This window comes from Microbispora hainanensis (genome assembly GCF_006874475.1).
GTDB classification, from domain to species: Bacteria; Actinomycetota; Actinomycetes; order Streptosporangiales; family Streptosporangiaceae; genus Microbispora; species Microbispora hainanensis.
The window spans coordinates 119908-128019 of record NZ_VIRM01000021.1 but is presented as its reverse complement, the minus strand read 5'-3'; the positions used below and the strand labels follow the sequence as shown (position 1 = coordinate 128019).

General features: G+C 71.0%; 6 protein-coding genes. 3 read left to right on the top strand and 3 right to left on the bottom strand.

What is annotated here, in order from left to right:
- On the bottom strand, positions 1-681 hold a 681-nt coding region (locus FLX08_RS18845), incomplete at its 3' end, for a hypothetical protein (protein WP_208761528.1).
- A 388-nt stretch (positions 682-1069) separates the two neighbouring features.
- The gene (locus tag FLX08_RS18840) at positions 1070-1699 is read right to left on the bottom strand and encodes a TetR/AcrR family transcriptional regulator (RefSeq protein ID WP_208761527.1); all 630 of its coding nucleotides are present in this window, start codon (positions 1697-1699) and stop codon (positions 1070-1072) included.
- Positions 1700-1771: 72 nt separating this feature from the next.
- Here FLX08_RS18840 and FLX08_RS18835 point away from each other — a divergent pair, with 72 nt between their 5' ends.
- Together FLX08_RS18835 and FLX08_RS18830 are read left to right on the top strand one after the other, a co-directional pair.
- On the top strand, positions 1772-3355 hold the full coding sequence (locus tag FLX08_RS18835; RefSeq protein WP_142620175.1) for an FAD-dependent oxidoreductase: 1584 nt from the start codon (positions 1772-1774) through the stop codon (positions 3353-3355).
- A gap of 182 nt (positions 3356-3537) precedes the next feature.
- Positions 3538-4194, top strand: coding sequence for a GNAT family N-acetyltransferase (locus FLX08_RS18830; RefSeq protein WP_142620174.1), 657 nt, complete (start codon positions 3538-3540; stop codon positions 4192-4194).
- Positions 4195-4265: 71 nt separating this feature from the next.
- On the opposite strand, the gene FLX08_RS40720 is transcribed toward FLX08_RS18830, so the two are convergent.
- Complete coding sequence (locus FLX08_RS40720) at positions 4266-4826, bottom strand: hypothetical protein (protein ID WP_167530483.1); 561 nt, start codon at positions 4824-4826, stop codon at positions 4266-4268.
- A gap of 226 nt (positions 4827-5052) precedes the next feature.
- On the opposite strand from FLX08_RS40720, the gene FLX08_RS18820 reads away from it, so the two are divergent.
- Positions 5053-8079: an AfsR/SARP family transcriptional regulator gene (locus FLX08_RS18820; protein ID WP_142620173.1), complete on the top strand. Its 3027-nt coding sequence runs from the start codon at positions 5053-5055 to the stop codon at positions 8077-8079.
- The last annotated feature ends 33 nt before the right edge of the window (positions 8080-8112 follow it).

The following is an 8112-nucleotide window of genomic DNA, read 5'->3' as shown; positions in this document are numbered from 1 at the left end:
ACCCGCCAGCTCCACCAGGATCGGCTCCGCCAGTGCGGCGTTCTCATCGGTCAGCCCGGCGACAGCGGCGCAGATGGCCTCCACCACCCCCGCCGCCAACTCACCCACGGCGAACTTCTCCCGCACCACCGGCAGGCGCGGCAGCTCAGCGCCCAGCATCAGCAGGCGGCCCGCACCCCCCACCGTCATCCCACCGGCGGTACGCAACCACGACCGGGTGGAGGCATGCCCATGCTCCTTGGCCTGCCCGGTCGCATGCACCCGCCCCACCCGGTCGGCCAGCGCGCACGTGATCCGATCCCGGGCGAACAGCAACTCCTCCGCCTCAGCCAGACAGACGTCCACGTCATCGGGAAGCGGGACCAGCGCCAGCTCCTGCGCCACCTCACGAACAGACCCCACCACCACCCACGACGAACGGCCCTTGCCCTGACCGGCACCGGGCGCGCCACCGCCGGCGCTGCCGTCGGTGTCGCTGTCGGTGTCGCCCTCGGCCTCGGCCTCGGCCTCGGCGAGGCTCGCACGCTGCTGCGACTCAAGGCCGATGATCGGGAAGGGGTCGCGGGCGGACGAGCCGTCGGACGACCACAGCGGGGAATTGGCGATCAGACGGTCCCACCACTCCCCGTCGCCATCGTTCGAACGACGAAGGTGCTCAGGATCGATGTCGAACAGATCCATCACACCCTCCTCGCTTGATTCGAACTGATGTATGCATTCTCTCACGCTACGTGAGCGAGTAGCAACAGTGCGAAGCGAAAGGTTGGAGCCGCAGGTCAACCCGGAAGAGAGGGCGTGCCGGCCGCCGAAGGGGCTGCCAGAAGGGGCTGCCAGAAGGGGCAGCAAAGGCGCCGCTCAGAGGGCTCGGAAGGCACTGCCAGCAAGCGCCGAAAGCCCGGAAACGGCGGCGGCACTGCCCGGAAAACGGCGATGGCACTGCCGAGAAAGTGGGGACGGCGCTGCCCGGAAAGCGCCGAAGGCCCAGAACGGCCAAGACTCAGAACGGCCAAGGCCCAGAACGGCGAAGGCTCAGAACGGCGAAGGCTCAGAAAACGGCGACAGGGCTTGATCAGAAGGCGGCGACGGCGTGTTCGACCGCGCGCAGGGCCCGGTCGAGCTGGACGGCGCGGTCGGCGATCACGTCCTGCATGGGTTCACCGGCGCGGATCCTGTCGATGCTGGTGAGATAAACGGCGCGGTAGGCGGCGACCACCAGGGCGGCCGCGAGGCGCGGGGCCGGGTCGGCTCGATCGCTTCCGGCCGCCTCGGCGAACAGGCCGGCGAGCACACCCTCGAACTCCTCGGCCAGTTCCCTCGCCCGGGCCCTGAGCGCGGGCGAGTCCAGGATCACCTGCCAGAACACCTCATACCCGGGCGCGATCCCGCCGAGCGGATGACCTTCCCTGAGCATGCCGAGGAACAGCCGGCGCAGCGCGGCGAGAGGGCTCTCCCCCTCGGCGCGTTCCCGTACGGCGCGGGTGACCAGCTCGACCGCCTCGGGATAGCGGTCGAGGAACAGGTCCTCCTTGCGGGGGAAGTAGTTGAAGACGGTCTTGGCCGAGACTCCGGCCGCCTCGGCGACCTCGGCGACCGTGACGTTGTCGAATCCGCGCTGCATGAACAGGTGCGACGCCACGTCGGAGATGAGCGAGCGGGTCTGCCGCTTCTTCCGCTCCCGCAACCCCATGCTCTCCGTCACCCGCCTCATTCTAGTTGCTAAAAACTTATAGCGACAGTAAGTTTATAGCAACGGCAACTACGGGGAGGGCGAATGTCGTACGACGTCGTTGTGGCCGGCGGAGGGCCGGTCGGCCTGATGCTGGCCTGCGAGCTGCGGCTGGGCGGGGCGTCGGTCGTGGTGCTCGAACGGCTGACCGAGATCGACCCGACGGTCAAAGCCGGCGCGCTCAACACGCCCAGCGTGGAGGCGCTCTATCGGCGGGGCCTGCTGCCCGCGCTGAAGGAGGTGCAGGAGCGGGCGATGGAGGTCGTGAAGGCGTTCATGCAGAAACGGGCCGCCGCGGGAGGACCACAGCGGACTCCGCCCAGGTTCGCCGGCCACTTCGCCGGGATGATGCTGAGCGCCGATCTCCTGGACGAGGACGACCCCGACCTGTCCGGCCGGGGACCGATCGCCGAGATCGGCCTGGTGCCCCAGCAGCAGCTCGAACAGATCCTCGCCGAACGCGCGGCCAAGCTGGGAGTCGAGGTGCGGCGCGGTGTCGAGGTGACCGGCTTCACCGACGACGGCGAGCAGGTCACGGTCACCACGACCGGCGGCCCGGTGCACGGCCGCTGGCTCGTGGGCTGCGACGGCGGCAGGAGCATGGTGCGCAAGCTGGCCCGCTTCGAGTTCCCGGGGACGGACCCGGAGATCACCGCCTACCAGGCCATCGCGGAGATGGAGGGCACCGACGACCTCGGCGTGGGCTGGCAGTCCACTCCCACCGGGATCTACTCCCACGGGCCGGTGCCGGGGCGCATCCTCGTCGTACGCTTCGACGACGGCGCGCCCGGCAAGGCCGACAAGACCGAACCGGTGACGACGGGGGAACTGCAGGACGCGGTCAGGCACGTCACGGGCTCCGACGTCGTCGTCAAGGCGATCAGGTCGGTCACGCGATTCACGGACAACGCACGGCAGGCGACGACCTACCGGCTCGGCCGGGTGCTGCTGGCCGGCGACGCCGCGCACGTCCACTCGCCCTTCGGCGGCCAGGGCCTGAACCTGGGGCTGGGCGACGCGGTGAACCTCGGCTGGAAGCTCGCGGCGGTCGTACGCGGGCAGGCGCCGGAGGGGCTTCTCGACACCTACACGCGGGAGCGGCACCCGATCGGTGCCTGGGTGCTCGACTGGACGCGCGCCCAGATCGCCCTGATGCGTCCGGACGCCCACGCGCGGGCGGCGCGGACGGTGGTCGCCGACCTGCTCGGAACGGTCACCGGCACCACGTACTTCGTGAAGAAGATCTCCGGCGTCTGGCAGCGGTACGACATGCCCGGCGACAGCGGCCACCCCCTGGTGGGGCGCAGTGCGCCCGACTACGAGTTCGAGGACGGTTCACGGCTCGCCGACCACCTCCACGACGGTCGCGGCCTGCTCGTCCGCCAGAGCCGCCAGAGCCGCCAGAGCGGATCCCGGCTCGACGGCACGGCGGCGGACGGGTACGGCGACCGGGTCGCCACCGTCACGACGGCGATACGCGACGCGCACGCTCCCGGCGCGCTGCTCGTCCGCCCGGACGGCGTCGTCGCGTGGGCGGAGGACCCGGATGCCACCGATTCCGAAGGGCTCATCAAGGCGCTGAAGACCTGGTTCGGCACGCCTGCGGACGTCCCCGTCACACTCGGCTGAAGCGTTCGCCGGGCCCCGTGGATCTTTGACCAAATCTTTACCCTGGCCGCCCGCCGCAGGGGGCCCGAATCAATGCTCTGACCTGCGGTTTCACACGGGGGCACACCCCTTAACCCACACCCCGCCAAGATGTCTCGTGTCATTTGGTATCAGGCGTGGTCAGCAGCCCCCATCATGTGCTCATGCCCGCTTTTGTCACCCTGTCCGGGCGCTCCGTGCGCCTGGAACCGCTCAGCCTCGCGGTGCTCGACGACCTCGTCGCCGCGGCGAGTGAAGACCGTTCCACATACGCCTTCACTCGCGTTCCCGCTGGCCGGGATGAGATGGCCTCCTACGTGGAGGCCGCCTTGGCTGAGCAGGCGGAGGGCCGCACGCTGCCCTTCGCCATCCGGTGGCTGCACACCGACCGCGTGGTCGGTGCCACCCGTCTGATGAACCTGGAGTATTGGCAGGGCCCGATGCCCTGGCCACCGGGGACCAAGGGCGCGGTGGGCGAGGTCCCGTCCGTCGCGGACATCGGGTACACCTGGCTCGCCGCGTCGGCCCAGGGCACCGGTGTCAACCGGGAGAGCAAATACCTGATGCTCTCCCTGGCCTTCGAGACCTGGCAGGTTCACCGGATCACCCTCAAGGCAGACGTACGCAACACCCGATCCCGGGTCGCCATCGAGGCCCTCGGCGCGCACCTCGACGGTGTGCGACGAGCGGACAGCCGAGGCGCCGACGACACGGTCCGAGATACCGCGTACTACTCGATCCTGAGTCCCGAGTGGCCCGCCGTACGCGAACGTCTTCGCGCGAAGCTGGGCATTCTGGAGCCGGCGTCGGAAGCAGCGTGATCAGTCAATAAAGAGCCCACAGAAAAAAGCGGCCCGTCCCGGAAGGGACGGGCCGCCTCATGCGAGGGTGATCAGACGTCGTAGCCGAAGTCCTCGTCGTAGGCGTTGTAGATGTCGCGCCAGTAGCCGCACTTGACGGGCACGTTGCTGTACAAGCCGATCTGGCAGACCTTCGCCTGGACCTGGGCGACGTCGTAGCGCCAGAAGTTGATCTGCTTGTAGCCGCCGGCGCCGCAGTACTTGTACGACTTGTAGCTGGAGGACCAGTCGTCCTCGCCGTCGTCCCAGTAGGACACCCGGAACTTGATGTACGCGCACTTGCCGCCCTGCCGGTAGGTGCGGTGGTCGTTGTCGTACAGCTTGCCGGTGATGTGGACCCGGTTCGACTCCTCGTGGTCGTAGTTCACGTCGACGTAGCCCTTGGCCTTGGCGAGGTGGTTGGAGGACCAGTAGGTGCCCCACCAGCCGTCGTAGTCCCAGTCGTGGTGGTGCGGGGCGGAGGCGGTGGCGGCGGAGGAGGCGGAGGCGGGGGCGGAGGCGGGGGCGGCGTTGGCCGCGGTCGCCAGGGCCGGCAGCCCGAGGGCGGCGACGGTGGTGGCGGCGGCGAGCCCGAGGGTGATGGAGCGTCGCATTTCGGTTCTCCTGTTCGAGGACGATCCCCCGATGCGGGGTGCTGTCGGGGTTGCTCCTCAGTGATAGGCCCGCCCGCCTGCAACCCGCTTTCACCGCTCTCGCCGTGGTTTGCAGGCCACTTTCAAGCACCTGTACGCAGACTGAACCAGCGCGCATGGTTCTATTGCCGCCGCCTCGCACGATCTATCATTTGGTCGGAAATCTTGCCATTGGGAGACAGGTCACATGCCTGATCACGCCGCCGTGGACGGCCTGCGCTTCGCCGTGCTGGGACCCGTCCTTGCCTGGCGTGACGGCGTGGAGCTCGACCTTGGCACACCGTTGCAACGCTCCATTCTCGCGATGCTCCTGCTGAGAGAGGGGCACGCGGTCACGCCGGACGAGATGATCGACGGCGTGTGGGGGGAGGACGCGCCCCCGCGCGCGCTCGGCGCGCTGCGCACCTACGTCTCCCGCCTGCGCACCGTCCTGGAGCCGGACCGTTCCCCGAGGACCCCGCCGCGGCTGCTGACCTCCGTGGGCCGGGGATACGCGCTGCGGCTCGATTCCGGAGACTCCGGCCCCGCCCGCTTCGACCTCGCCGTCTTCGAGCGCGAGTGCGCCGCCGCCGAGTCCGACCGCCGTACGGGCCGCGCCGGGGAGGCCGCCCGTCGGCTGCGCGGGGCCCTGCGCCTGTGGTCCGGCGAGCCACTGGCCGGCGCGGTCGGCCCGTACGCCGAGCACCAGCGCGACCGGCTTGCCGAGCGCCGGATGAGCGCGGTCGAGACGCTCATGGAGCTCGACCTTGAGCTGGGCCGGCACGCGGAGATCGTCTCCGAGCTGGTCGCGCTCACCGCGGAGCACCCGCTGCGCGAGCGGTTGCGCGCCCAGCTCATGCTGGCCTACTACCGGTGCGGCAGGCAGGCCGAGGCGCTGTCGGTCTTCACCGACACCCGGCGGGCGCTGGTCGAGGAGCTCGGCATCGAGCCCGGGGCCGAGCTGGCCCGCCTCCACCGGCGGATCCTCGCCGCCGACCCCTCCCTCGCCCCCGCACCCCCTCCCGTACGGCTCTCGCAGCAGGATGTCCACGATGACGCCCCGGCGGCCGAGACCGGCCCGGCCATCGAGATGCCGAGACCGGCGCAGCTCCCGGCGGCCGTGCCCGACTTCACCGGACGCACCGGCCTGGTGCGCAGGCTGCTCGCGCTGCTGGGTGGAGAGGGGGCGCGCGAGGGCGTGCCGATCGCGGCGATGTCGGGCATCGGCGGCGTGGGCAAGACGACCCTGGCCGTCCATGTGGCCCATCTCGCCGACGACCTGTTCCCCGACGGCCAGCTCTACGCCGACCTGCGGGGATACGGCGCCGAGCCGACCGCGCCCGAGACCGCGCTGGTCGCGTTCCTGCGGGCCCTCGGCATCCCGATGGACGTCATCCCCGACGGCCTGGCGGAGCGCTCCGCGCTGTTCCGGTCGTTGCTCGCCGACCGCAGGATGCTGGTGCTGCTCGACAACGCCCGCGACGCCGAGCAGGTCGAGCACCTGCTGCCCGGCTCGGCCGGCTGCGCCGCGATCATCACGAGCCGGGGCAAGCTGGCCGACCTGCCCGCGGCCCGGCTCATCGACCTCGACGTGATGGAGCCCGAGGAGGCGCTGTCGCTGCTCGCGGCGGTCGCGGGACCCGAGAGGGTGGCGGCGGAACGGGCCGCCGCCATGGACGTGGTCGCCGCCTGCAGTTTCCTGCCGCTGGCCGTGCGGATCGTCGCGGCCCGGCTCGCCTCCCGCCCGTCCTGGACGGTGGCCTCGCTCGTCCCCCGGCTGGCCGACGAGCGCCGCCGCCTCGACGAGATGAAGATCGGCAACCTGGCGGTCTCGGCCACGTTCGCCCTCGGGTACGGCCAGCTCGACACCCGGCAAGGGCGGGCGTTTCGGCTGCTGTCGCTGCCGGCGGGCTCGGGCATCTCGGTCTTCGCGGCGGCGGCCGTGCTCGACCTCAGCCCGGCCGAGGCCGAGGACGTGATCGAGTCGCTGGTCGACGCCAGCCTGCTGGAGGCGCCCGCGCCGGGCCGCTACCGCTTCCACGACCTGCTCAAGCTGTTCGCCCGGCGGCAGGCGGAGGCCGCCGAGGAGCCCGCGGCCCGCGCGCTCGCCCTGCGGCGGCTGCTGGGCTTCTATCTGGTGTCGGCGGGTGCGGCCCACCGGCTGGCGTACGAGGGCAGCCGGATCGCCGACAACCTCACGGGCCTGGGCGTGCTCGGCCATTCCTTCTCCTCGGCAGACGAGGCCGTGGCCTGGCTGTCGGCGGAGGCCGAGGACATGTTCGGCGCGGTCGCCCAAGCATGCGGGGCCCAGGCAGCAGGGACACAGGACGAATCGGGCGAGGACCTGCTCGCGGCGGCCGACCTGCTGCTGGCGATGGAGCCGCTGCTGGAGTCGGGCACCAACCAGCGGGACTTCGAGCAGCGCACGTCGGCCCTGCTGACGGCGACGCGCCAGGCCGGTGAGCGGCGCGCCGAGCTGCGCTGCCGCTATGTGCTGGGCCGGGTGCTGTTCGGCGCGAACCGGCTGGCCGAGGCCGAGACCCATTTCCTCGCCGCGCGGACCCTGGGCGAGGAGACCGGCGACCACATCGTGCTGGGCGAGACGTGCAACGCGCTGGCGGTCGTCGCCGGCCGGCGGCGCCGCCACACCGAGGCGCTCGAATGGTTCGAGCGGGCGACGGCGGTCCACCGGGAGACGGGCAACCCCGCGGGCGAGGCGCTCGCGTCGTGCTACTCCGCTCGTGACCACCTGGGCCTGGGACGGCCGGACGACGCCATCGCGGCGGCCGAGCGCGGGCTGGCGGTCTTCACCGAGATCGGCAGCGGCGCGGGGGTGGCCCGGGCCCGCTATCACCTCGGCAATGTGCTGTCCTATGTCGGGCGGCTCAACGAGGCCGTCGTCCACCACGCCGAGTGCCTGGCCTTCTTCCGCGCGAGCAACCAGCGCGTCTGGGAGCAGCGGGTCTGCTATCGGCTCGCCGCCACCTTCATCGCCGCCGGTCGGTTCGCGGAGGCCGCCCGGCACGCCGAGCAGGCGCTGACCGTGAGCCGCGAGATCACCCACCCGTACGGCGAGGCGCAGTCACTGGCCGCCCTCGGCAAGGCCCTCGCGGGACTCGGGGAGACCGGCCGGGGCAGGCAGGCCCTGGTCAAGGCCCTCGACATCTTCACCCGGCTCCAGTCGCCCGAGGCCGACGACATCCGCGCCCTCCTGCGCGAACAGGTCGAGACGTAGATCATCGTCGAGCCGGCTCATCCGGACGTGGTT

What these genes read in the sequence shown, in the direction of transcription:
- FLX08_RS18830 (WP_142620174.1), top strand. Translation starts at nt 3,538, where the DNA reads ATGCCCGCTTTTGTCACCCTGTCCGGGCGCTCCGTGCGCCTGGAACCG.
- FLX08_RS18835 (WP_142620175.1), top strand. Translation starts at nt 1,772, where the DNA reads ATGTCGTACGACGTCGTTGTGGCCGGCGGAGGGCCGGTCGGCCTGATG.
- FLX08_RS18820 (WP_142620173.1), top strand. Translation starts at nt 5,053, where the DNA reads ATGCCTGATCACGCCGCCGTGGACGGCCTGCGCTTCGCCGTGCTGGGA.
- FLX08_RS40720 (WP_167530483.1), bottom strand. Translation starts at nt 4,826, where the DNA reads ATGCGACGCTCCATCACCCTCGGGCTCGCCGCCGCCACCACCGTCGCC.